This window comes from Rhizobium sp. ZPR4 (genome assembly GCF_040215725.1).
GTDB lineage: Bacteria > Pseudomonadota > Alphaproteobacteria > Rhizobiales > Rhizobiaceae > Rhizobium > Rhizobium rhizogenes_D.
Genome location: NZ_CP157967.1, coordinates 2,370,931 through 2,393,472, shown reverse-complemented (window position 1 = coordinate 2,393,472; position 22,542 = coordinate 2,370,931). Strand labels below are relative to the sequence as shown.

25 protein-coding genes are annotated in these 22,542 nt (G+C 59.8%); 15 read left to right on the top strand and 10 right to left on the bottom strand.

The genetic code is table 11. The features are described 5' to 3' along the window. The first annotated feature begins 113 nt into the window (after positions 1-113). The gene (locus ABOK31_RS11780; RefSeq protein ID WP_349956158.1) at positions 114-1,883 is read left to right on the top strand and encodes an EAL domain-containing protein; all 1,770 of its coding nucleotides are present in this window, start codon (positions 114-116) and stop codon (positions 1,881-1,883) included. 25 nt (positions 1,884-1,908) lie between these two features. On the opposite strand, the gene ABOK31_RS11775 is transcribed toward ABOK31_RS11780, so the two are convergent. Continuing rightward, on the bottom strand, positions 1,909-2,931 hold the full coding sequence (locus ABOK31_RS11775; protein WP_349956157.1) for a YeiH family protein: 1,023 nt from the start codon (positions 2,929-2,931) through the stop codon (positions 1,909-1,911). Between the two features lie 116 nt (positions 2,932-3,047). Here ABOK31_RS11775 and ABOK31_RS11770 point away from each other — a divergent pair, with 116 nt between their 5' ends. Then, positions 3,048-3,929 (top strand): LysR substrate-binding domain-containing protein, encoded by an 882-nt coding sequence (locus ABOK31_RS11770; protein ID WP_349956156.1) that lies wholly within the window; start codon positions 3,048-3,050, stop codon positions 3,927-3,929. A 72-nt stretch (positions 3,930-4,001) separates the two neighbouring features. Here ABOK31_RS11770 and ABOK31_RS11765 read toward each other — a convergent pair whose 3' ends face one another. Next, entirely contained in the window at positions 4,002-4,811 is an 810-nt protein-coding gene (locus ABOK31_RS11765; protein WP_174172078.1) for a DeoR/GlpR family DNA-binding transcription regulator, read from the bottom strand. A gap of 312 nt (positions 4,812-5,123) precedes the next feature. Here ABOK31_RS11765 and ABOK31_RS11760 point away from each other — a divergent pair, with 312 nt between their 5' ends. After that, complete coding sequence (locus ABOK31_RS11760) at positions 5,124-6,002, top strand: choline kinase family protein (RefSeq protein WP_349956155.1); 879 nt, start codon at positions 5,124-5,126, stop codon at positions 6,000-6,002. Between the two features lie 6 nt (positions 6,003-6,008). Beyond that, the gene (locus ABOK31_RS11755; RefSeq protein ID WP_349956154.1) at positions 6,009-8,459 is read left to right on the top strand and encodes an FAD-dependent oxidoreductase; all 2,451 of its coding nucleotides are present in this window, start codon (positions 6,009-6,011) and stop codon (positions 8,457-8,459) included. 28 nt (positions 8,460-8,487) lie between these two features. On the opposite strand, the gene ABOK31_RS11750 is transcribed toward ABOK31_RS11755, so the two are convergent. Further along, the gene (locus ABOK31_RS11750; protein ID WP_349956153.1) at positions 8,488-8,817 is read right to left on the bottom strand and encodes a hypothetical protein; all 330 of its coding nucleotides are present in this window, start codon (positions 8,815-8,817) and stop codon (positions 8,488-8,490) included. Positions 8,818-8,855: 38 nt separating this feature from the next. Between ABOK31_RS11750 and ABOK31_RS11745 the strand changes: the two genes are divergently transcribed. After that, entirely contained in the window at positions 8,856-9,326 is a 471-nt protein-coding gene (locus ABOK31_RS11745) for a hypothetical protein (RefSeq protein ID WP_174172082.1), read from the top strand. A 68-nt stretch (positions 9,327-9,394) separates the two neighbouring features. Here the strand turns inward: ABOK31_RS11745 and ABOK31_RS11740 are convergent, their stop codons facing one another. After that, positions 9,395-9,934: an AAA family ATPase gene (locus ABOK31_RS11740; RefSeq protein WP_174172083.1), complete on the bottom strand. Its 540-nt coding sequence runs from the start codon at positions 9,932-9,934 to the stop codon at positions 9,395-9,397. Between the two features lie 380 nt (positions 9,935-10,314). Between ABOK31_RS11740 and ABOK31_RS11735 the strand changes: the two genes are divergently transcribed. From ABOK31_RS11735 to ABOK31_RS11720, 4 genes are all read left to right on the top strand, one after another. Beyond that, positions 10,315-10,956: a septation protein IspZ gene (locus ABOK31_RS11735; protein WP_349956152.1), complete on the top strand. Its 642-nt coding sequence runs from the start codon at positions 10,315-10,317 to the stop codon at positions 10,954-10,956. 89 nt (positions 10,957-11,045) lie between these two features. Next, positions 11,046-11,747, top strand: coding sequence for a uracil-DNA glycosylase (ung, locus tag ABOK31_RS11730; protein ID WP_349956151.1), 702 nt, complete (start codon positions 11,046-11,048; stop codon positions 11,745-11,747). Between the two features lie 166 nt (positions 11,748-11,913). Then, positions 11,914-12,846 carry a VOC family protein gene (locus tag ABOK31_RS11725; RefSeq protein ID WP_349956150.1) on the top strand — a complete coding sequence of 311 codons (933 nt, stop codon included), beginning with the start codon at positions 11,914-11,916 and terminating at the stop codon, positions 12,844-12,846. 14 nt (positions 12,847-12,860) lie between these two features. Beyond that, positions 12,861-13,472 (top strand): alpha/beta hydrolase, encoded by a 612-nt coding sequence (locus ABOK31_RS11720; RefSeq protein WP_349956149.1) that lies wholly within the window; start codon positions 12,861-12,863, stop codon positions 13,470-13,472. A 53-nt stretch (positions 13,473-13,525) separates the two neighbouring features. Here ABOK31_RS11720 and ABOK31_RS11715 read toward each other — a convergent pair whose 3' ends face one another. After that, complete coding sequence (locus ABOK31_RS11715; RefSeq protein WP_234910090.1) at positions 13,526-14,110, bottom strand: hypothetical protein; 585 nt, start codon at positions 14,108-14,110, stop codon at positions 13,526-13,528. Positions 14,111-14,196: 86 nt separating this feature from the next. On the opposite strand from ABOK31_RS11715, the gene ABOK31_RS11710 reads away from it, so the two are divergent. From ABOK31_RS11710 to rutF, 5 genes are all read left to right on the top strand, one after another. Next, positions 14,197-15,093, top strand: coding sequence for a DMT family transporter (locus tag ABOK31_RS11710; protein ID WP_349956148.1), 897 nt, complete (start codon positions 14,197-14,199; stop codon positions 15,091-15,093). Between the two features lie 61 nt (positions 15,094-15,154). Next, the gene (locus ABOK31_RS11705; RefSeq protein ID WP_349956147.1) at positions 15,155-15,544 is read left to right on the top strand and encodes a RidA family protein; all 390 of its coding nucleotides are present in this window, start codon (positions 15,155-15,157) and stop codon (positions 15,542-15,544) included. After that, complete coding sequence (locus ABOK31_RS11700) at positions 15,544-16,050, top strand: VOC family protein (protein ID WP_349956146.1); 507 nt, start codon at positions 15,544-15,546, stop codon at positions 16,048-16,050. The genes ABOK31_RS11705 and ABOK31_RS11700 overlap by 1 nt, the downstream gene beginning before the upstream one ends. A gap of 124 nt (positions 16,051-16,174) precedes the next feature. Then, positions 16,175-16,903, top strand: a complete 729-nt coding sequence (locus ABOK31_RS11695) for a class I SAM-dependent methyltransferase (RefSeq protein WP_349956145.1) — start codon at positions 16,175-16,177, stop codon at positions 16,901-16,903. A gap of 181 nt (positions 16,904-17,084) precedes the next feature. After that, complete coding sequence (gene rutF / locus ABOK31_RS11690; protein ID WP_174172092.1) at positions 17,085-17,624, top strand: NADH-dependent FMN reductase RutF; 540 nt, start codon at positions 17,085-17,087, stop codon at positions 17,622-17,624. Positions 17,625-17,642: 18 nt separating this feature from the next. Here rutF and ABOK31_RS11685 read toward each other — a convergent pair whose 3' ends face one another. The 3 genes from ABOK31_RS11685 to ABOK31_RS11675 are packed head-to-tail and all read right to left on the bottom strand — an operon-like array spanning position 17,643 to position 19,375. Further along, entirely contained in the window at positions 17,643-18,416 is a 774-nt protein-coding gene (locus ABOK31_RS11685; protein ID WP_349956144.1) for an alpha/beta hydrolase, read from the bottom strand. Between the two features lie 28 nt (positions 18,417-18,444). Then, positions 18,445-18,744 carry an AzlD family protein gene (locus ABOK31_RS11680; RefSeq protein WP_349956143.1) on the bottom strand — a complete coding sequence of 100 codons (300 nt, stop codon included), beginning with the start codon at positions 18,742-18,744 and terminating at the stop codon, positions 18,445-18,447. Further along, entirely contained in the window at positions 18,737-19,375 is a 639-nt protein-coding gene (locus tag ABOK31_RS11675) for an AzlC family ABC transporter permease (RefSeq protein ID WP_349956142.1), read from the bottom strand. The genes ABOK31_RS11680 and ABOK31_RS11675 overlap by 8 nt, the downstream gene beginning before the upstream one ends. A gap of 253 nt (positions 19,376-19,628) precedes the next feature. Between ABOK31_RS11675 and ABOK31_RS11670 the strand changes: the two genes are divergently transcribed. Beyond that, on the top strand, positions 19,629-20,087 hold the full coding sequence (locus tag ABOK31_RS11670) for an Lrp/AsnC family transcriptional regulator (RefSeq protein ID WP_349956141.1): 459 nt from the start codon (positions 19,629-19,631) through the stop codon (positions 20,085-20,087). A gap of 46 nt (positions 20,088-20,133) precedes the next feature. On the opposite strand, the gene ABOK31_RS11665 is transcribed toward ABOK31_RS11670, so the two are convergent. After that, entirely contained in the window at positions 20,134-21,138 is a 1,005-nt protein-coding gene (locus tag ABOK31_RS11665) for an NAD-dependent epimerase (protein WP_349956140.1), read from the bottom strand. A gap of 71 nt (positions 21,139-21,209) precedes the next feature. Continuing rightward, entirely contained in the window at positions 21,210-22,532 is a 1,323-nt protein-coding gene (locus ABOK31_RS11660) for a UDP-glucose/GDP-mannose dehydrogenase family protein (protein WP_349956139.1), read from the bottom strand. Positions 22,533-22,542: the final 10 nt, after the last annotated feature.

Below are 22,542 nucleotides of genomic sequence, written 5' to 3'. Positions count from 1 at the left end.
TGCTGTTAATTTGGGTAGCTTGCGCAGCCATTAAAGTTCGCGAAAGGGAGTAGTGCAACTATAATTGGCTGCGATTAGTTAGTCTCTTCAGTTTCCGAAGGGGGTGGTGCTCTTTGGCAGGGACGACATCAGGACGAAGCGAAGAAGAGTTCCAGGACCTTTTGAGGAGGCTGGAGCTGGCGCTGGAGGCGTCTCAAATCGGTGTCTGGCAGCATAATGTCAACGAGCAGGAACTGCTTTGGGACTCGCAGATGCACAAGCTCTACGGGACCGGGCTTCATGAGCGCAGGGTTTCCTCCGACGTCTGGATGAATGCGCTGCATCCCGAGGATATCGAAGGGGCTATCCACGATTTCGATATCGCGCTGGCCAGGAAGGGTTTCTACAATTCCCAGTTCCGCATCATCCTGCCGGGAGGCGAGGTACGCCATCTGCGTTCGCGCGCGCATTATTATGAGGATGCCGAAGGGGCGCCTTCCTTCATCGGCGCGGAATGGGACGTCACTGCTGACGTCCTGCTCAATCGCGAGTTAACCGGCCAAAAAGCCATCGCCGAAGCCCGCGCCGTTGCATTGGAGCACAGTCGTGCGCGCATAGAGCATGCCGCCGACCACGATTATCTCACAGGCCTTCCAAATCGCCGCTATTTCGACCGGCGTCTGGCCGAGTTGCACAACGATGCATCTGTCGGGACCTTGGCGATCCTCCATATCGATCTCGATGGGTTCAAGGAGATCAACGACAAATGGGGCCATGCGGCTGGTGATGCCACGCTGCAGAGCGCAGCCGCCCGCATTTCCGGAGCGATAACCGCCAACGACATCGTCGCCCGCATCGGCGGCGACGAGTTTGTGGCCGTGCTGGTCAATATCGGCAGTGTCGAAAGGCTTCAGGCCATCGCCGACGATATTTTATCGCGATTGCGTCGCGAAGTGCGTTTCGGCAACGAGATGCTGAAGATCGGCGCGTCCATCGGTGTGGCGATAGGCCAGACGAGCGGCGCAGGCAATCTGTTGGCAGAATCCGATGTCGCCCTTTTTCAAGCCAAGAAACTCGGTCGCAACCGGGTGGAGTTCTTCACGCCGCAGCTCCAGTCCGATCTGCATGCAGAACGCCGTCTGGCCGACGAGTTGCGATTGGCGCCGGTGCTGCGGCAGATCGAGCCCTTCTATCAGATTCAGGTGGATGCGCAGAGCCGCCGCATCGTCGGACTGGAGGCGCTGGCACGTTGGCGGCATCCGGGAAGGGGATTGCTGAGCCCCGTGGCCTTCCTCAAGGTCGCCGATGAATATGGATTTACCGCGGAGATCGATGCGGCTGTGCTGAAGCGCGCACTGGCGGATCGGGCAGCCTGGGTTTCGCAGGGCCTTTCACCGCCGCGTATTGCCGTGAATATCTCCGGTCGCCGGCTTGCCGATCCCGACCTGATCGACGGTTTGAAGGCGCTCAGAATACCGCGCCACGCCATCGCCTTCGAGCTGGTGGAGACCATCTTTCTGGATGAGCCCGATGAGGCGGTGCTTGCCAATATCGCCGGTATCAAGGAAATGGGAATCGATATCGAGATCGACGATTTCGGCTCTGGTCATGCTTCGCTGATCGGCCTCGTCAAGCTGAAACCGAAGCGACTGAAGATAGACCGGCAGCTGGTGACTGCCGTAACGGTGTCTGCGGAGCAGCGTCGTCTTGTCGGCTCCATTATCGAAATCGCACGCACATTGAATGTCGAGGTGGTCGCCGAAGGGGTCGAGACCGAGGATCATGCGCGCGTTCTGGCTGAAGTCGGCTGCGACGAGCTTCAGGGCTATGCTATCGGCTATCCTTCTTGCGAAAGCGAGACCGCGGCTTTGCTGAAATCAGCCGAGGCATCGAGCCTGAGCTGATCTTCCGCCAATCTTGTGGCGTATGCTACTGAATCTGCAGGGCGAGGATCAGACCATAGCTGATGGCGCCCAGCGTCAACAGCGATAGCGTCGCTGCCGCGATCACCCGACCGCCGGCATGGGCGACGGAGCGGATGTTGACCGACAGGCCAAGCGCTGCCATGGCGATGACGGTCAAAATGCCGGAAACAGTTTCCATCGGCGTCACCAGCGCATCCGGGATCAGCCCGAAGGAGCGTAGCGCCATCAACCCCAGGAAGCCGCAGATGAACCAGGGGACCAGCGAATGGTGGTGGCCGCTGCGTCCATCCGTTCCTGCCGCCTCTGTCTTGGTGATGATGCCGAGTAGGAAGATGACCGGACCCAGCATCAGGACGCGGACGAGCTTGACGAGCGTCCCGGTCTGGACAGCGAGCAGGCCGACTGGCGCGGTCGCTGCCAATACTTGCGGTACGGCATAGACTGTCAATCCGGCGAGGGTTCCGTATTGCGGCACACTCATGCCGAAGTGGAAGTAGAAAAGCGGCAGCAGGAACACGGCGGCGATGCCAAGCACAGCGGTGAAGGCGAGTGCCGCGGCGATCTCGCGCGAATCGGCCTCGATCACCGGGGCAACGGCGACGATCGCCGAGTTGCCGCAGATCGAATTGCCGCAGGCGATCAGCGTCGCGAGCTTCGGCGGCAGGCCGAGCGCCCGGCCGATCATATAGGTGGCGGCGATCGACAGCACGACGACGATGGCAATGCCCGCGATCAGCCAGACGCCGGCGCCGCGAATCGCCGAGAGGCTGATCGAGGCGCCGAGAAGCACGATGGCGATTTCCAGAAGGAACTTGGCGCTGAAATCGATGCCCGGCTTCATCGCCGGCTTCAGCGGCTTGATCGTGCAGACGGCGATGCCGAGCGCGATGGCAAGCACCAGGCTTTCGATCCAACGGCCACCGAGGAGGCTGGTTTCAACATGCTCGGCGGCATAGGCCAGAAGGGCCACGGCCGAGGTGAGTGCAAGGCCGGGAAGGATGGTGTTTGCGCGTTGAGCAAGGGACATGGCGTGCCGTCATTCGTTTCTTGTAATTTGGTGACGGCTGGAAAGTCTCATCTGTCGATGTCGACATCCATCGAATATTATCCTATGTTTTGTTCGATAAATTAGAATGATTTCCCATGACCTTTGAACAACTCGCCATTTTCGTCGCCGTTGCTGAGCGAGAGCATCTGACCAATGCTGCCGAAGCGATCCATCTGACTCCCTCCGCCGTCAGCTCGGCGATCAAGAACCTCGAAGCTTATTACGGCGTCGAACTTTTCCATCGCGTCGGGCGGCGCATCGAGCTGACGGAGACGGGCCGGTCCTTTCTCGGCGAAGCCAAGGCGACGCTGGCGCGCGTGCGATCCGCTGAACTCATGCTCTCGGAATTGGGCGGGCTGCAGCGCGGCCGGCTCAGCCTCTATGCCAGCCAGACAATCGCCAGTTACTGGCTGCCGCCTCTGCTGATGCGGTTCCATCGCGATTATCCCGGCATCGAGCTGGATCTGACGATCGGCAATACCCGCACCGTCACCGAGGCTGTCATTGATGGTGCGGCCGAACTGGGTTTCATTGAGGGTGAAGTGGATGCGCCGGCGCTGTCGATGAAGGTCGTGGCACAGGACGCGCTCGTCATCGTCGTGCCCCCGCATCACCCCTGGGCAGATGGTCGGCAGCTGACTGCCGCCGACCTTGCTACCGGCACATCCTGGGTGATGCGAGAGGAGGGTTCTGGCACGCGTTCGGAATTCGAAAATGCGGTCGCGAGGCTCGGGGCTTTGCCGCGCGATCTTGAGGTGGCGCTTGTCCTCCCCTCGAATGAAGCCGTGCTGTCCGCGGTCTGCACCGGGCAAAGTGCCGCTGCCATTTCCAGTGCCGCAGCAAGAGCCTATTTGGGGCAGGGGCTGCTGGTTCAGGCAATATTCGATCTACCCGCCCGCAGTTTCCGGCTGCTACGGCACAAGGAGCGCCATGCGAGCAAGGCCGCCCAGACGCTTGAGGCGATGTGCAAGGGCTGACGCCAGTTCGGTCAATTTATTCCTTAACGCTTTGCGGACGGAAAACCGCTGCGCGCTTTTCCTGAAAATGCTCTATCGCCGCTCCCCACCTTGCCGGTTGGCGATGACGAGCTCGATCTCGTTGCGTTCCAGCATAGCGCGAATGTCTGATGGCGGGGCATCGTCTGTGACCAGCGTGTCGTAGGTTGCGGGTTCGCTGAGGACGATGGGTGCGGTGCGGCCGAACTTGGCGCTGTCGGCGACGACGATGCGGTTTTCGGCGCGGCTTGCCGCTTCCCGTGAATATTCCGCTTCCTCGAGATCGTGCAGCATGAAGCCCGAGGTCGCGTTGATGGCGCCGACGGAAAGGATGGCGTGGCGCACGTTGAAGCGACGCAGGAAATTGGCAGCTTCCATACCGAAGGTGCCGCCGTCGTGACCGCGCAGTTCGCCACCCGCAAAGAACACGCGGTTGCCATTACGGGTCGCAAGCGCATGGGCGACGGCGACGGCATTGGTGACGACGAAAAGGTTCTGATGCTTCTGCAGCGCGACGGCAATGAAGGCGGTGGTCGAGCCGACGTCGAGGAAGAGCGCATCGCCATCCTCGATCATCGAGGCGACTGTGGCGGCGATCATCCGCTTGGCTTCGGCATTCTCGTTCATCCGCAGATGCAGCGGCGGCTCGTTCATGGAGTCCTTGATGTGGACCCCGCCATGCACTTTCGTTACGAGGCCGTTGGCTTCCAGGCTGCGGATGTTGCGGCGGATGGTCTCCTCGGAAACGCCCAGCCGCTCGGCCAGGAACTGGATGCGGCTCGCACCGCCGGCCAGGCGCAATTCTTCCAGTATCTCGCGCTCGCGATGATTGGCGTGCAGCGGTGGTTGGGATATGCCCGACATGGTTCCTGATCCTGTTGTGGGTATTGATCCCAAACTTCCGTGGCTCTCGACTGGCTAGTCCTGTTGCCGCCGGAGGCCATAATCCGCGCAACCTTTGTCCGGTTGCCTCGCGCCTGAGTTTTTAAGACAAATCTCACCTACGGTGAAGCGCAGTCTTTAGGATATCCATAGCTCATCCAATTGGAGATGGTCGCTCGATTCCAACAAAAAACCAAATATTCGTTTCATTTTGTGGGGTGGTTCTTGACAGCTTTGTTTTTGTGGGGAACCCTCCGCATTTAAAGGATGCTCAGCAGCAGGACCGGAGGGGGAATGACTGCGACGGCGGAAGACAGGATACATTCTCTCAGCATCTGGCGCGGGCCGATCGACATCGAACCGCTCGTGGGCGGCATTACCAATCGCAACTATCTGGTCGGCCATGACGGTCGACGCTTCGTCGTGCGGCTGGGGTCGGACATTCCCGTTCACCACATCAGCCGCGCCAACGAGGTGGCGGCGAGCAGGGCTGCGCATGCAGCCGGTCTTTCGCCTGCTGTAATCCATCATGAGCCGGGCATACTGGTGCTCGACTATATCGATGCCAAGCCGCTGTCTGCCGAGGATGTAAGTCACCCCTCATTCGTGGTGCGGGTCGTTTCGCTCGTTCGCTCCTGCCATCGCGATGTAGCGAGGCACTTTCGCGGGCCGGCGGCGATTTTCTGGGTCTTCCATGTAGTCAGGGATTACGCGGCTGTGCTGGAGGCTGGTGGCAGTCGGCATAAGGCACTTTTGCCTTCCTTTCTGGAGATTGCCGAACGTCTTGAAGGCGCAGCCGGCCCTTTCGAGATCGCCTTCGGCCACAATGATCTGCTGGCGGCGAATTTCCTCGATGACGGCAAGCGGCTGTGGTTGATCGATTGGGATTATGCCGGCTTCAACACGCCGCTTTTCGATCTCGGCGGCCTTGCCTCCAACAATGAATTCTCGGAAGTGCAGGAAGAGGCGATGCTGGAGGCCTATTTCGAGGCCGGCGTCAGCGAAGATCTGCGCCGGCGCTATCGGGCGATGAAATGCGCTTCGCTTCTGCGCGAGACGATGTGGAGCATGGTTTCGGAAATCCATTCCGACATCGAATTCGATTATTCTTCCTATACAGCTGAAAACCTGCGGCGGTTTGAGAGTGCCTGGCAGGATTTTCGCAATTCTTGAGGTGACGTGATGAAGGAACTGCCTGCTACCGCAAAAACCGTCGTCATCGGCGGCGGCATCATCGGCTGCTCGACCGCTTATCATCTCGGCAAGCTTGGCTTTACCGATACCGTGCTTCTGGAGCGCAAGAAGCTGACCTCGGGCACGACGTTCCACGCCGCCGGTCTCGTCGGCCAACTGCGCACCAGCGCCAATATCACGCAGATGCTTGGTTACTCCGTCGATCTCTACAAGAAGCTCGAGGCGGAGACGGGGCTTGCCACCGGCTGGAAGATGAATGGTGGCCTGCGTCTTGCCTGCAACGAGGAGCGCTGGACAGAGGTGAAGCGGCAGGCGACGACCGCACAATCTTTCGGCCTGCAGATGCATCTGCTGACGCCCAAGGAGGCTTTCGATCTCTGGCCGCTGATGGATGTCGACGACCTCGTCGGTGCCGCGTTCCTGCCGACCGACGGGCAGGCCAATCCCTCCGATATCACTCAGGCGCTCGCCAAGGGCGCCCGTATGAGCGGCGTGTCGATCTTCGAGGATACCGAAGTTCTCGATCTGGAGATCGACAAGGGCCGTATTCGCGCCGTCATCACCGAGAGCGGCCGTATCGAATGCGAGCGCGTCGTCGTCTGTGCGGGGCAGTGGACGCGGACCTTCGCCGCCCGTTTCGGGGTCAACGTGCCGCTTGTCTCGGTGGAGCACCAGTATCTCATCACCGAATCCTTCGGCGTGCCCTCCAACCTGCCGACGCTGCGCGATCCGGACCGGCTGACCTATTACAAGGAGGAGGTCGGCGGGCTGGTCATGGGCGGCTACGAGCCCAATCCCATTCCGTGGGCGCTCGATGGCATCCCTAGGGATTTCCATTACACGCTGCTCGACAGCAATTTCGATCATTTCGAGCAGATCATGGAGCAGGCGCTGGTGCGCGTGCCGGCGCTGCAGACGGCCGGCGTCAAGCAGCTGCTTTGCGGGCCGGAGAGCTTTACGCCCGACGGCAATTTCATTCTCGGTGAGGCACCGGAACTGAAGAATTTCTTCGTCGGCGCCGGCTTCAACGCTTTCGGTATCGCCTCTGCCGGCGGTGCCGGCATGGCGCTTGCCGAGTGGGTTGCCAAGGGCGAGCCGCCTTACGATCTTTGGCCCGTCGATATCAGGCGCTTCGGCCGTCCGCATTTCGACACCGACTGGGTGCGCACCCGCACGCTGGAGGCCTATGGCAAGCATTACACCATGGCATGGCCTTTCGAAGAGCATTCCAGCGGCCGGCCCTGCCGCAAGTCGCCGCTTTACGATCGGCTGAAAGCGCAGGGCGCCTGCTTCGGCGAAAAGCTCGGTTGGGAGCGGCCGAACTGGTTTGCCGATCTCTTCGCCGGCGAGGAGCCAAAGGACGTCTACACTTACGGCCGGCAGAACTGGTTCGATGCCGTCGGACGGGAACATAAAGCCGTTCGTGAGGCGGCTGTTATCTTCGACCAGACCTCCTTTGCCAAATTCGTGCTGAAGGGCAGGGATGCCGAGGCGGCTATCTCGTGGATCGCCGCTAATGATGTGGCAAAGCCCGTCGGTGCTTTGACCTATACCCAGATGTTGAACGACCGGGGCGGCATCGAATGCGATGTCACCGTTGCCCGCATCGCCGAAAACGAATTCTACATCACCACGGGCACGGGCTTTGCCACGCATGATTTCGACTGGATCGCCCGCAATATTCCGTCCGAGATGCATGCGGAGCTGGTGGATGTCACCTCCGCCTATTCCGTACTGTCGCTGATGGGGCCGAAGGCGCGCGTGATCTTGCAGGCCGTGACCTCGGCCGATGTTTCGAATGCGGGATTCCCCTTCGGCAAGGTGAAGACCGTCGGTATCGCCGGTTGCCCGGTGCGGGCGCTGCGCATCACCTATGTCGGCGAGCTTGGCTATGAGCTGCATGTGCCGGTGGAATATGCCGCGACCGTCTATGACGTGCTGATGGCCGCCGGCCGCGAGCACGGCCTCGTGAATGCGGGCTATCGCGCCATCGAAAGCTGCCGTCTGGAGAAGGGTTATCGAGCCTGGGGTTCGGATATCGGGCCGGACCATACGCCGGTCGAGGCCGGGCTTGCCTGGGCGGTAAAGACGAAGAAGGATATCGCCTTCTGCGGCAGGGAGGCGATCGAGCGCCAGCTGGCCTCCGGGGTGAAGAAGATGCTCGCCTGCTTCGTGCCCGACGATCCAGAGATCGTGCTTCTCGGTCGGGAGACGATCTATCGCGATGGGCAGCGCGTCGGCTGGCTGTCGAGCGGCGGCTACGGCTACACGATCGGCAAGGCGATCGGCTATGGTTATGTCCGAGACCCCAACGGCGTCACGGAGGATTTTGTGCTGTCCGGCCGCTATGAGCTCGATGTCGCGCAGAGCCGCGTGCCGTGCCAGGTGTCGCTGAAGCCGCTTTACGATCCACAGATGGTGCGGATCAAGGGGTGATTGCGGAAGGTGCGAAGAAGTTGCTGCTTCATTGTTGTTCCGGCGTGTTCCCGCCGTGGAATTTGCCGAAGTGACGTGCGGCAAACAAGGCGAGTGCAAGCGCGCCGAGGCCAATGGCGAGCGCATCCAATCCGTTGTTCCAATTCAATGAGCCCGGCCGGACGAGAAGCAGGTACGCGACCACGAGATTGGCGAATCCCCACAACACATTGACGGTCGATGAGGAAAGTCCCACGCCACGCGGTTTGGCGAAAGGTGATTGAAACGGTCTGCCGAGAACGCCGCTCACCAGATGCGGAACCGCGTTCATGAGAAAGCCGCCGCCGCCGAACAGAAGCAGATAGTGGAGCAAATTCATGTTGAAGGTTCCGCTTGGCAAGTTCGTGGGTGATAGTCTTGGTTACGGCGATGTGGAGCTGTCCCAGACAATATCCGGCAGGAGGTCTTCGTTCGCTTGCAGAAACGGCCTTAGGCGGCTGGGCTCTGCGCGACTGGCTCGATCGGCAGATCGGTGCCGGAAACATCAGCGCCGGGACCCATGACAACGATGCCTTCACCGGCGATCCGCCCCGCAAGCTGACCGTTGAAAACGAGATTCCCGTCATTGACGACGTTGCGACCGATCCGGCCGGAAACGACGGCGTTCCCCCCGGCTTCAATAATCAATCCGCCGAGCAGGCCACCGGATGCAATCAGTTTCCCACCTGGTTTGACATGGGTAACTCCGGTGACGGTGTTGCCGACAATCATAATCTTGGTCACAACCAGGTCACCAATATGCTGGCCCATTTCAGCTACTCCCTCGACGTTATCGAACAGATAGTCAGCGGAGCTTACGGTTTTTCATGGCTCTCGCAATGGGTTTGATTGGCCGTCATCGCAAGTAAGCTTGCCAAATCAAGCGCAGCCTCAGATCGACTCGAATGTTTCTGCGCCTATTGTCTCGTTGGCAAATCCCAGGCCTGATAAAGGCCATTGAGAGCCTCCGCCGTATGGCATTCTACCGTTGGCAACTCGGATTCCTGCAGGATTTTCGCGTATTTGACGCCGCTGTTGCGGGTCTTCACGAGTATCCAGTGGATCATCTCCCATTTGATGCTGTCTTTGGCGCCTTCGAGATGGCCTGCGCGGTTCGCGCTGTTGATGAGCGTGCGCTTGAGATAGCGCGAAAAGCGTAGCCAGTGATTGGAGCTGATGAGGATCGCTCCGGTGGCTCGGGCAAAGCGCTGCGGCATGAGGCGCGTATAATTGCCTTCCATAATCCACTGCTCGCCAAGAATGGCCGCATCGTGCAGCGCGGCGAATTCTGCTTCGGGACGCTGCTTCCAATCGGTGTTAGGCAGATGATGAAGCTGATCGAGATGGATCGTTGGAAAGCCAAGCTTTTTGGAGAGCGCAACCGCAAGGGTTGACTTGCCAGCATTGGAAGGGCCGAGCACGACGATGCGCTCGCCAAGGGAATGCAAGGGAAGCATGGGGCACCGGTCGAAAAATTGGGATGGCCTCCAATGGCTGAACTAAGTGCGGTTGTCAACGATCTGCAACCTTGTCGCTGCTATTGGTAGCAATCGTCGAGTACGATCAAACCCAAGCCGGTTCGTCCGCCAGGAATTGTGATCTCGCCATTTCCTGACCACATCGCCGCACTCCCGCAGTCGACATGCCGACAACAGGCCGAGTAGGGAGACGATGGCGGAAGCGGGCGGCACGCTGGAGAAGGGCTGGAAAGAGGCGCTGCCTGGCGTCAGGCTCCAGCGTTTGTCTCTGTACTGAGGGTGATCTCGTGGATGTCCTTGATCGAGGCAATCCGGCGCTCTATGAATTTTCTCAGATGTTGCAGTGAGGCGAGGATGCGGTGAGAAACTTTTTCGATGCCGCCAGGCTGTTGCTTGCCGATCTGGCCTCCAGTCTGTTGTTCGTCATTCTGCTGTCGTTGACGCACAATGCCACGCTTTCGACCTGTCTGGCGATTGCGCTTGGTCTTCTCCAGATCGGAATTCAGTTCATTCGCGGCAAGCCTATCGAGGTCATGGAGTGGCTCAGTCTTTTTCTGGTCATTGCGGCCGGCATGGCGACACTGCTGACGAATGATCCACGTTTCGTGCTGTTCAAGCCGAGCGTGATCTATGCGATCATCGGTGTAGTGATGCTGAAGCCGGGCTGGATGAACCGCTATCTGCCGGCGATTGCACGCACGGTCGCGCCCGATGTTGCCACTTATGTGGGTTTTGCCTGGGCCAGCCTGATGTTCCTGTCCGCTGCGCTCAATGCGCTCATTGCAATTGCGTTTACCCTATCCACATGGGCGGTCGTCATGCCGGCCTTCGGTATCGGCAGTAAAGTGGTGCTGATGCTGGCCGGGTTTGCTGCGATCCGTTTCACGGTGCGGCGACGCGTGCGCGCCATGCCCGAGGCCGAACGGGACGCTTTGTTGATATCGACGGGAGAGAAGGCACAATCGCGGTCGCTGGCGACGTCAGCCGCCGGAAAGCTGTGATCTGCTTGCGGCAGCGGAAGTCCTTTCCTTGACACGTCGGTACTTTCGTCCTCAATCGGCATGCTGACAACTGACGGAGGCGAAGGACGATGGCGGAGGCGAACATCAAGCTTGAGGAAAGCTGGAAAGAGGCGCTGTCTCCGGAGTTCGAGAGTCCCTACATGCAGCAGCTCAAGGCGTTTCTCGTCGAGGAAAAGCAGCGTGGCAAGGTGATCTTCCCGCGCGGTAGCGAATATTTTCGGGCGCTGGATCTGACGCCCTTGGATGAGGTGCAGGTCGTCATCCTCGGGCAAGACCCTTATCACGGTTTCGGACAGGCGCATGGGCTTTGCTTCAGCGTGCGCCCCGGCGTGCGCATTCCGCCGTCACTGGTCAATATCTACAAGGAGCTGGAAACCGATCTCGGCATTCCGCCGGCGCGCCACGGCTTTCTGGAAAGCTGGGCGAAGCAGGGCGTGCTCCTGCTCAACAGCGTGCTGACGGTCGAGGAATCGCAGGCCGCATCGCATCAGGGCAAGGGCTGGGAGCGTTTCACCGACGCGGTCATCCGCAGGGTCAACGACGAATGCGATGGTGTCGTCTTCATGCTCTGGGGCTCCTACGCGCAGAAGAAGGCCGCCTTCGTTGATACCGAGCGCCATCTGGTGCTGAAATCCGTCCATCCTTCGCCGCTGTCGGCCCACAATGGCTTCTTCGGCTGCCGGCATTTTTCCAAGGCCAATGCCTATCTCGCCGAGCACGGTCGAGAGCCGATCGACTGGGCTTTGCCGAGCAATCCTGAGGCTCAATAAGCATTTTTCTTTAAGTTCTGCGATGTATCAGTGAACAAATCGAGTTTATCGTTCACTCTTTGAAGACAATCCGTTTGGCACTTGAGGGCTATCGGAGCACCGCCTGTGAGACCATCTTCTGCCCATGAGAAACGCCTGCCGGTGCAGGCGAGACAAGGGGTTTAAGATGCTCAACCAGATCAAGGGTCTTCACCACGTTACCTCGATGGCGGAAGACGCCCGCACCAACAACAAGTTCTTCACGGATACGCTCGGCCTTCGCCGCGTGAAGAAGACCGTGAATTTCGACGCTCCCGATGTCTATCACCTCTATTATGGTGACGAGGTCGGTACGCCCGGCACGATCATGACCTACTTCCCGTTCCCGAAGATGGCGCGCGGCCGGCCGGGTACCGGCGAAGTCGGCAATACCGTCTACTCCGTTCCGGAAGGCGCCATCGGCTACTGGACCGAGCGGCTCGGCCAGCATGGCGTCGAAGGCCTGAAGGCCGACGAATCCTTCGGCCAGAAGCGCCTGCATTTTGCCGGCCCGGATGGCGATGGCTTCGCTCTCGTCGAAGTCAAGGACGACAATCGTCTGCCCTGGACGCATAACGGCGTCGATGCCGAACACGCCATTCGAGGCTTTCATTCCGTTGCGATGCGGCTCAGGGATGAGGGCGCCACGGCCGAACTGCTGAAATATATGGGCTATGAAGTCGTCGATACGCATGAAGGCGTCAAGCGGCTTGCCATCCCCGGCGGCAACGGTGCCGACTATGTCGATCTCGAGACCATGCCGAACATCAACCGGGCGCTTCCGGGTGCGGGCTCCGTCCACCATGTCGCCTTTGCCGTCGAGAACCGTGCAAAGCAGCTTGAAGTGCGCAAGGCGCTGATGGGCACGGGCTATCAGGTGACCCCGGTCATCGACCGCGACTACTTCTGGGCGATCTACTTCCGCACGCCAGGCGGCGTGCTGTTCGAAGTCGCAACCAACGAACCCGGCTTCAACCGCGACGAGGATACGGCTCATCTCGGTGAAGCGCTGAAACTACCCGAGCAGCATGCGCATCTGCGCGGCCTGATCGAGCAACATCTGGAGCCGCTGGAAGGCTAATCGGAGGAAGGTCTATGACTGATACGAGTTATGTGCACCGGCTGAAGGCCGGTGCATCCGGAAAGCCGATTTTCTTCACGTTCCACGGCACCGGCGGCGATGAGAACCAGTTCTTCGATTTTGCTGCCCGGCTGTTGCCCGAGGCGACGATTGTCTCGCCGCGCGGCGATGTCTCGGAATATGGTGCGGCGCGTTTCTTCCGCCGCACGGGCGAGGGGGTCTATGACATGGCCGATCTTGCCCGCGCGACGGAAAAGATGGCGGCCTATGTCTCGGAACTGGCGGCTGAGTACAGCGCATCGCAGGTGCTTGGCCTCGGCTTTTCCAACGGTGCGAATATTCTCGCCAATGTTCTGATCGAGCATGGGGGTCTCTTCGATGCCGCCGTATTGATGCATCCGCTGATCCCGTTCCAGCCGAAGGACAATACGAGGCTGGAGGGCAAGCGGGTGCTGATCACGGCAGGCGAGCGTGACCCGATCGCGCCCGCTCCAGTCACGAAGGCGCTGGCCGATTATTTTACCAGGCAGGATGCTGAGGTCACGCTCGAATGGCATTCGGGCGGCCACGACATCAGGCCCAACGAGATCGAAGCAATCCGCGCTTTCCTTGCGCCTTACGCCTAGGACCTGCGCAAAACACCGGGCCGCGCGGCAGACGACCTCTGATGCACGGCCTGCTATTTGCCGATTAGACGTATCATCGCTTTTGCTTGCGAGGCGGCCGAGAGTTTTCCCTTTTGGTCGATATAATCGGTTCCGCAGAAGCGGTTGAGATTGGCGAAATCCATGCTGTCCGGTTGCGCATGTCTTGCTTCGGCAATGACCATGCGCCAGGCGCAGCCGAGCATTTTGTCGGGCTGGATTGCCTGATCGCAGCCTGTGCTCAGGCATAGAGCGACATGTTTCTGTGCTCGGTATCCGCCTGCTATGGCTTCTTCGTAATCGGCCTTCCAGCTATCGCGGGTGTGTTCGCAGCGGGCGGGATTGCTGCTCTGGCTGCATTGCACAGTCTTGTCGACATAGGTTTGCGCCGGCGGCCAAAGCGGACCGTCGACCAGGCTGACGCAGCCGCACGCAAACAAGGTGGCTGACAGCAGACGCAATTGATTCTCCTTCGACGAAGCCGCCAGAACCGTAGAGCGATCGCAAATATGTGCAAGATCAATGTGATCTTGCCAACAGCGACGGGGAGACGGTACCCCTTGATTGCTTGCAGCAACGTGTAGCGTGACCTTCCTGCAACCCTTGCCATCTTCCGGCATCCGCGACGCGCAACGGCGCAAGCTTTGCTTGTGGGCATCATTGCCGCCCGCTAATGCTCTGCCGCTATAGGGCGGGGGATTTCATCGTGACGCTGGCGGAACAGCAACAATACAGGCTCGGTGTGATTTATGTGGCGCTTTCGGCGCTCGCCTGGTCGACGTCTGGTCTCTTTGTGCGTGCAATCCATGCCGATCTGATGACTATCCTGTTCTGCCGCGGCATCGTCTCCGGTCTCGGCGTGTTCGCGCTGTTTTTCTATATCGAGCGTCGCAACGCCCTTCGCGTCCTGAGGTCCATGCGCGGGCCCTCATTGGCGGCGACGATCTTTTCCACCGCCTCGATGATCAGCGGCATCGGTTCGATCTATTATACGTCGGTTGCGGATGCCATGGTCATCTATGCGACCGTGCCTTTCGTCACGGCCGGTGTCGCCTTTCTCTTCATCGGCGAGCGTCCCAATATGAGGACGCTGGTTGCCAGCGGCATCGCCTTCATCGGCGTGCTCGTCATGCTTTCCGGGCATGGGAATGACGGCGGCAGCTGGCTCGGTAAGGGGCTTGCCGCCATCATGACGCTGACGGTCGCCGGCCTTGCCGTCGTCATGCGCCAGCATCGCAATGTGCCGATGCTGCCGGCCATGGCGCTTTCCGCCTGGCTGTGTTCCTTCATTACCTTCTGGTTTGCCTCGCCGCTTTCGATCTCCGGTCAGGATCTCGGCCTGATCATCGCTTTCGGTATTATCCAGAACGCCATGGGCCTCAGCCTCTACACTTTCGGGTCGCGGCTGGTGCCGGCCTCGGATGCGGCTCTGCTGACCGCGCTTGAAGTACCGCTGACGCCGCTCTGGGTCTGGATGGTCTTTGCCGAGCGCCCTTCGACGGCGACACTCATTGGCGGTCCGATCGTGCTTGCCGCGCTGTTCGGACATATCCTGCTGGAAGTACGGCGAAATCGCGCGGTGACATCGACACGGGCGCACTGACCGTCTTGCCCCTTTCATCTCAAAATGCTGAAATCGGCTCAGTCATCAGGAGTCGGAATCGATGAAAAAGGTCTTCAATCCCGCATCCGTCCGCCGCCCTTTCGGCAATTACAATCATGGCCTGCTGGTGCCGCCGGGCGCCAGCCTTCTGGTTACCTCCGGGCAGCTCGGGATCGGTCTTGACGACCGTATCCCGCATGATGTCACGGCCCAGGCGGAGCTGTGCTTCCAGGCAATCAATGCCATCCTTGACGATGCCGGCATGAGCTTTGCCGATGTCATCCGCATCGCCGGGTTCGTCACCACGCGCGAGGATTTTCCCGCCTATATGGCCGTGCGGGACCGCTATATTCAGGATCCTAAACCGGTTTCTACACTGCTGATCGTCGGCGGGTTTACCCGGTCCGAGTTTTTGGTCGAGGTCGAGGTCACGGCGGCGAAGGTGATGTGATGACGAGCGGTCATCCCGAGCATTCGGCCGATCCGTCCATGCCTCGCATTCTGGGGCTTTACGAGACGCATCTGACGGTCGCTGATCTCCAGCGCTCGATCGCATTCTATCGCGACCTCCTGAAGCTGGAGGTCGCGACCGTCATCGAGAACAGGAATGTCGCTTTCCTGTGGATCGACGATAAAAGGATGGGCATGCTCGGTCTCTGGGAAACAGGCAGCGCTCCGCTTAGAATGCGTCTCCACATCGCGTTCAGAATCTCTCTCGACGATGTCCTTCGCTCCGCCGTCACTTTGAAGGCCCATGGCGTTCAGCCGAAGGGCTTCAATGGCGAGCCGCTCGATGAGCCGGTCGTTATCGGTTGGATGCCAGCTATCTCGCAGTATTTTTCCGACCCTGACGGGCACTCGATCGAGTTCATCCATGTGCTTGAGGATGAGGCTGATCCGGGTTTCGGTGTGAAGCCATACTCGCAATGGCTGTCGCGGCCGAAGCCGGCAGTTTGATCGGCACCGGCCGAACCCCTGGTAACCGGCTCTTCGCCGGTCTCCTTATCGTCTATGCGGGGGAGACGAGCAAATACCGCCGATACGGCCAATCGCAGGCCGTGCAGAGGCATGGAAGACGAGCATGACACAGAATATCTACGACGATCCGGGTTTCTTCGAAGGCTATAGCCGCCTGCAGCGTTCCATCGACGGGCTGGCGGGTGCGGCCGAGTGGCCGGCGATCCGTGCCTTGATGCCTGCCATGAAGGGTCTCGATGTTGTCGATCTCGGTTGCGGTTTTGGCTGGTTCTGCCGTTGGGCGGCCGAGCAGGGGGCGGCCAGCGTGTTGGGGCTCGATGTCTCCGAGAAAATGCTGGAACGTGCCCGCGCGGAGACGACGGATGCGCGTGTTCGCTATGATCTAGCCGATCTGGAGAGGCTCCAGCTTCCCAAGGTTGGTTTCGATCTCATCTACAGTTCGCTCGCCTTCCACTATATCGAGGGTTTTGCCGGATTGCTGGCGACGATCCGTCAGGCACTGAAGCCCGGCGGCCGGCTGATCTTTTCGATCGAGCATCCGATCTACATGGCGCCACGGCAACCGGCATGGCTCGATGATGCCGAGGGAGGTCATATCTGGCCGCTCAGCGCCTATCAGATCGAAGGGCCGCGGGTGACGAACTGGCTTGCCGAGGGTGTCGTCAAGCAGCACCGCACCATGGGCACGACACTCAACCTCCTGATCGGGTCCGGCTTTACCATCGGCCATGTCGAGGAATGGTCTCCAAGCGATGAGGATCTCGCTGCTCATCCGGATTGGGCGATCGAGCGCGAACGGCCGATGTTCCTCCTGATCTCCACCCGGACCTGACGTGTGCTTCAGCATGTCGTGGCCGCTTCGAATCCGGGGACGGTCTATTTTTCTTTTTGTTGATAGATTTTATAGAAAATTAATTGCTCGCGAAGGACCACTTCCGCAAAATGTCGTTTCTTGAGGAGCATCCTCCCCGTCGATAGTGTGGGTTGACCGGCGCGAGTTAGGGGACAGTGCGATGAACATGAAAACCTCCGTGGCAATCGAGAAGGCGGTGCCTGTGGCCGATCCCGATATCGCGCGCACCGAGTTTCGCAATGCGATGGCGCGCATGGCGGCGGCGGTGAATATCGTCACGACCAATGGCCCGGCCGGACTTGCCGGCTTTGCCGCGACCGCCGTCTGCAGCGTCACCGACAGTCCGCCGACCTTGCTCGTCTGTCTCAATCGAGGCGCTTCCGTTCATCCCGCCGTCACGCAAAACGGCGTGCTCTGTGTCAATGTCCTGTCGGAGGCGCATCAGGATCTGTCGCGGCTTTTCGGCGGCAAGACCCCGGTTGCGGAGCGCTTTGCCGCTGCCGCATGGTCTGAATTGTCGACTGGCGCGCCGGCGCTTGAAGATGCTCTCGTCTCGTTCGATTGCCGCATTGTCCGACAGGCCGATGGCGGGACACATGATATCCTGTTCTGCGAGGTCGACGCGATCCGCCAACGCAACAGCGGCCAGGGGCTCATCTATTTCGACCGAGCCTATCATCCTGCGGGTCAGGCCGAGTAAGCCGGCTTTCCCGTCGTTTCACGCCAGAAAGTTCTCGATCGCCTTTATGACCAGGGCTGGGTGTGCGCGATGCGGAGAATGGCCGGTATCCGGGAGGATATAGACCGATCCGCGCTCTGCAGCGATACGGTGTGGATGAGCTTCGGAGCCATACTCGTCACGCTCTCCATGAATGGCAAGTACCGGGCAATGCAGCTTTTCAAGGGCCGGATCGAGAGTCCACTCGGCGCGTTCAGGAGCAAGCCAGGTGTCGATCCACGCATGCAACACCCAATCGGTCTTGCTGCCGTGATATTTGGCAAGCCGGGCGAAGGTCTCCGCCGACGCGAATTCCCCTTGTGCAGCTCTGATGCCCTCCAGGGTCCTCTCCTCGACGAAAGCCTGAGCGGCAATTGTGATGACCGCCTGGCAGCGCTGGCTAAAGCGCGCTGCCGTTTCGACCGCCATGCCGCCGCCGACGCTGTGCCCGCAGGCGATGAACTCTCGAATGGAGAATTGCTGGCACAGCAACGGCACGACCTGCTCGGCCTCTAGCGCAATGAAGTTCTGCTGCAAAATGTCCTTGCGGGCATCGGACCGGCCGAAGCCCAGTCGATCATAGGCGATCACGCGGCGATTAAGGGAATGCGCGAGTTGCCTCGGAAAATCCCTCCAGAGCGTGACGCATCCGAGTGAGTCATGAAACAGGATGATCGGGTGCCCAGTGGTCGGGGCGCGTGGTGTCCATGAGGCGGCGTAGAGACGTCCGGCAGGACTCTCTATCCAATGTTCCTCTTCCACGAATTCTTTCATTGTTCACATCACCTAAAGAGTGCCGGTGTCAGGCCAGCATGTGTCGAAGGATGCCCGCCGAAGCAATAGCGATTACCACGGTCGGCAGCACGGGCAATCGGGTTGCCGCCAACATCGTGATGAAAAGGGCGATCAGATCTGCTGGCCGCCCGGTGACGAAGTCCGGTGCGATGACCGTAATCAGGACGCAGCCCGGGGCGTTCTCCATGACGGTCCGCAAACGAGGGCTGAGGGTCCGGTTGCGCAGGAAGAGATACCCTCCGACACGCGTAAGGTACGTGACCATCGCCATGCAGACGATGGCGCTGACATATAAAGGATCAAGCATCGGTTCGCGCCAACAGAAATGCAGAGAAGACACCGGAGAGTGCCCCGGCGGGAACATACCACGCCCCCGGAAGTACGAGGTATGTGGTCGCCGCAACCAACAGGCTGACCAGCCAGGGAAGGGCAGCCCTGGTGCCTTTCCACATCCCGGCAAGCATCACGAGAAATACGGCGGGGAAAGCCATATCAAACCCGTATCGCGTGACATCGCCGAGAACGGGGCCTACGAGTGCGCCTATGGTCGTGAAGATGATCCAGCTGAAATAGAGGCCGAGAGCAACGCCGAAGAAATAGCCAGGGCTCAAGCTCCCGCCGGACTTCTTCGCGTCGGCCAGGCCTATTGCCCAGCTCTCATCGCACATGAAAAACAAAGCCGTCAGCGCTTTTCTCTTCGAGAAGTGGCGGATGAAGGGGGCGAGCGCCGCGCCCATCAGGAGATGGCGGCTGTTGATCAGAAATGTGATCGCGACAATCAGCAGGATGTGCGGGGGAGACGTCCACAGCTCGACGGCTGCGAATTCCGACCCGCCGCCGAAGTTCAATCCCGTCATCAGGGGCACCTCCGCGGCGCTGAAGCCTTTGGCGGTCGCCTGTGCTCCGAGCACGAGTGCGAAGGGCACGAAGCCCAACATCACCGGTATCGAATCCCTGAAGCCTCGCCATCCTTCCGAGCCTCTTTGGGATCGGATACTGGCATCACCGGAAGCATAGTCCGTCACCTGCAAAACCTTCTGATCTCGAAATGTTGTCGCCTTTGGCATTGGCGGCGTTGAAGGGCGGACAATAGCGCAGTAACCCGCGATTTTGGTTGCGTTTTACCGTCAAAATTCTCAAAGATTGGCATAGCGTGCCAACAATAGTGAATTTCGTAGCGGAGAAGTCCAAGTGAAGCTTGATTCCCTTGATCGTGCCATACTGCGCGTTCTGCAGCAGGATGGCAAAATCCAGAACACCGAGCTTGCTGCCAAGGTGGGTTTGTCTCCCTCTCCCTGTCTGAGACGGGTCAAACTGCTGGAAGAGGCCGGTATCATCAAACAGTACGTTGCTATCCTCGATGCTGCGAAGCTCGATATGGGCTTCACCGTTTTTGTCCGCATATGGCTTTCCAGCCAGGACGAGGAGACGACGACGGCGTTCTATGAGGCGGCGGAAAAGCTGTCGCAGGTGGTCGAGTGCCATCTGATGGCGGGCGACTGCGATTTTCTTCTACGGGTCGTCGCGCCGGATCTGGAGGGATATAGGCGGTTCCAGATGGAACATCTCGGCCGCATCAAAGGGGTCAGGAACATCAAGACCGAAATTCCGATGCAGAAGATCAAGCAATCATGGCAAGTGCCGATTTGATGGCGATGCCCTGTTCAGTGCAGGGAGCCGCCCTTGGCGGCATTTCTCAGTAATTTTCCTGATACCACTCGACAAAGCGCTTTACGCCTTCGTCGACTTCGATCTGCGGTTTGAAGCCAGTCAGCGCCACCAGCAGGTCCGGAACGGCATAGGTGTTGTGGACGTCGCCGGGCTGCATCGGCAGCATCTTGCGGATCGCCTTCTTGCCGAGCATCGTCTCGATGGTCTCGACGAAGGTCATGAGTCCTACGGGCTGTCCGCCGCCGATGTTGACCACCCGGAAGGGGGCGTTTTTCGACAGTGTGTCGATGATCGTCTCCGATATGATGCGGTTTTCCTCCGACGGCACGACACCGATGAGGCGGACGATGCCTTCGACGAGATCGTCGATATAGGTGAAATCGCGGCTCATCTTGCCTTCGCCGTAGATTTCGATCGGCCTGTCATTGCGGATGGCGTCCACGAACTTGAAGAGAGCCATGTCCGGGCGGCCCCAGGGGCCGTAGACCGTGAAGAAGCGGAAGGCAGTCGTCGGCACATTGAAGAGATGGGCGTAGCTGTGGGCCATCAACTCCATGCTCTTCTTGGTGGCCGCATAGATCGTCATCTGCTCGTCGGCCTTGTCGCTTTCGGCAAAGGGGATCTTTTCGTTGGCGCCGTAGACAGACGAGGTTGAGGCCAGCAGCAGGTGCTTCGGCTGCAGGTTTCTCGCCAGTTCCAGGATGTTGAACGAGCCGACGAGGTTGGAATCGACGTAGGAACGCGGATTTTCGAGGCTGTAGCGCACGCCGGCCTGGGCGGCGAGGTGGACGATCACGTCGGGTTCGGCAAGTTCGGCCGCATGATCCAGCGCCGCCTTGTCCTCCAGCATGCCCGTCACGGCCTTGAAGCCGTTGGAGCGTGCGAGGATTGCGGTGCGCTTCTCCTTGAGCTTGATGTCATAATAGGGCGTCATGCCGTCGAAGCCGACGACGAAATGACCCTCGTCAAGCAGGCGCTTGGCAAGGTGGAATCCGATGAAGCCGGCGGTGCCGGTGATGAGGTAACGCATTGATCGGCCTTTGCTTAAAGCATTTCCAGGAAAAGTGCGCAGCGGTTTTCCGTTCGGAATGCGTAGACGCCCTAAAGTGTGTCGTCGCTCGAGGGTCTGCCGACGCTTGTATAGGCAAAGCCGTGCTTTGTGACCTCGTCATGGCGATAGATGTTTCTGAGGTCGACGAGGACTGGCGCCTTCATGACGGACTTCAGCCGGGCAAAGTCGAGTGCGCGGAATTGGTTCCATTCTGTCACGATGACGAGCGCGTCGGCGTCGCGGGCAGCGCCATAGGCATCCTCGGCATAGGCGATGTTGTCGATCACCAGACGGGCATTCTCCATGCCTTCCGGATCGTAGCCCGTCACGGTGGCGCCGGCATCCTGCAGCGTCTGAATGATGGAGATTGCCGGGCTGTCGCGCATGTCGTCGGTGTTTGGCTTGAAGGTCAGGCCGAGGACTGCGACCGACTTGCCTCGGATATCGCCGCCCATGGCCGTGACTACCTTGCGGCCCATGGCGCGCTTGCGGTTGTCGTTGATCGACACGGTCGTTTCGATCAGGCGCACGGGGCTGTCGTAATCCTGCGCCGTCTTGGCGAGCGCCAGCGTGTCCTTCGGGAAACAGGAGCCGCCGTAGCCGGGACCCGCATGCAGGAACTTTGAGCCAATGCGGCCGTCGAGGCCGATGCCGCGCGAGACCTCCTGCACATTGGCGCCGACCTTCTCGCAGAGATCGGCCATCTCGTTGATGAAGGTGATCTTCATGGCGAGGAAGGCGTTGGCGGCGTATTTGATGAGTTCGGACGTCCGGCGGGAGGTAAAGAGCAGCGGCGCCTGGTTGAGGTAGAGCGGCCGGTAGACTTCGGTCATGACGCCGCGGGCGCGTTCGTCGTTGAGGCCGATGACGATGCGGTCAGGACGCTTGAAGTCCTCGATGGCGGCGCCTTCGCGCAGGAATTCTGGGTTGGAGACGATGGCGACATCGGCATCCGGATTGGTTTCACGCACGATGCGTTCGACCTCGTCACCAGTGCCGACAGGCACGGTCGACTTGGTCACGATGACGGTGAAGCCCTTGACGTGCTCGGCAATTTCGCGAGCGGCGGCATAGACGTAGGAGAGGTCGGCATGGCCGTCGCCGCGGCGTGAAGGCGTGCCGACGGCGATGAAGACGACGTCGCTGGCGGCAACGCTGGCCTCTACCTCCGTAGTAAAGGAGAGGCGGCCGGCGCGGACATTGTCTGCAACGAGCTGCTCGAGGCCCGGTTCGAAGATCGGTATTTCGCCGCGCCGCAGCGCTTCGATCTTGCTCGTGTCCTTGTCGACGCAAATGACATCATGGCCGAAATCGGCAAAGCAAACACCCGATACGAGCCCCACATAACCCGAGCCGATCATCGTGATGCGCATGAAATTTCAA

Coding starts and splice junctions, on each gene's coding strand:
- ABOK31_RS11775 (WP_349956157.1), bottom strand. CDS start 2,931: ATGTCCCTTGCTCAACGCGCAAACACCATCCTTCCCGGCCTTGCACTC.
- ABOK31_RS11770 (WP_349956156.1), top strand. CDS start 3,048: ATGACCTTTGAACAACTCGCCATTTTCGTCGCCGTTGCTGAGCGAGAG.
- ABOK31_RS11765 (WP_174172078.1), bottom strand. CDS start 4,811: ATGTCGGGCATATCCCAACCACCGCTGCACGCCAATCATCGCGAGCGC.
- ABOK31_RS11760 (WP_349956155.1), top strand. CDS start 5,124: ATGACTGCGACGGCGGAAGACAGGATACATTCTCTCAGCATCTGGCGC.
- ABOK31_RS11750 (WP_349956153.1), bottom strand. CDS start 8,817: ATGAATTTGCTCCACTATCTGCTTCTGTTCGGCGGCGGCGGCTTTCTC.
- ABOK31_RS11740 (WP_174172083.1), bottom strand. CDS start 9,934: ATGCTTCCCTTGCATTCCCTTGGCGAGCGCATCGTCGTGCTCGGCCCT.
- ung (WP_349956151.1), top strand. CDS start 11,046: ATGGCGGAGGCGAACATCAAGCTTGAGGAAAGCTGGAAAGAGGCGCTG.
- ABOK31_RS11725 (WP_349956150.1), top strand. CDS start 11,914: ATGCTCAACCAGATCAAGGGTCTTCACCACGTTACCTCGATGGCGGAA.
- ABOK31_RS11720 (WP_349956149.1), top strand. CDS start 12,861: ATGACTGATACGAGTTATGTGCACCGGCTGAAGGCCGGTGCATCCGGA.
- ABOK31_RS11715 (WP_234910090.1), bottom strand. CDS start 14,110: ATGCCGGAAGATGGCAAGGGTTGCAGGAAGGTCACGCTACACGTTGCT.
- ABOK31_RS11705 (WP_349956147.1), top strand. CDS start 15,155: ATGAAAAAGGTCTTCAATCCCGCATCCGTCCGCCGCCCTTTCGGCAAT.
- ABOK31_RS11700 (WP_349956146.1), top strand. CDS start 15,544: ATGACGAGCGGTCATCCCGAGCATTCGGCCGATCCGTCCATGCCTCGC.
- ABOK31_RS11695 (WP_349956145.1), top strand. CDS start 16,175: ATGACACAGAATATCTACGACGATCCGGGTTTCTTCGAAGGCTATAGC.
- rutF (WP_174172092.1), top strand. CDS start 17,085: ATGAACATGAAAACCTCCGTGGCAATCGAGAAGGCGGTGCCTGTGGCC.
- ABOK31_RS11685 (WP_349956144.1), bottom strand. CDS start 18,416: ATGAAAGAATTCGTGGAAGAGGAACATTGGATAGAGAGTCCTGCCGGA.
- ABOK31_RS11680 (WP_349956143.1), bottom strand. CDS start 18,744: ATGCTTGATCCTTTATATGTCAGCGCCATCGTCTGCATGGCGATGGTC.
- ABOK31_RS11675 (WP_349956142.1), bottom strand. CDS start 19,375: ATGTTGGGCTTCGTGCCCTTCGCACTCGTGCTCGGAGCACAGGCGACC.
- ABOK31_RS11665 (WP_349956140.1), bottom strand. CDS start 21,138: ATGCGTTACCTCATCACCGGCACCGCCGGCTTCATCGGATTCCACCTT.
- ABOK31_RS11660 (WP_349956139.1), bottom strand. CDS start 22,532: ATGCGCATCACGATGATCGGCTCGGGTTATGTGGGGCTCGTATCGGGT.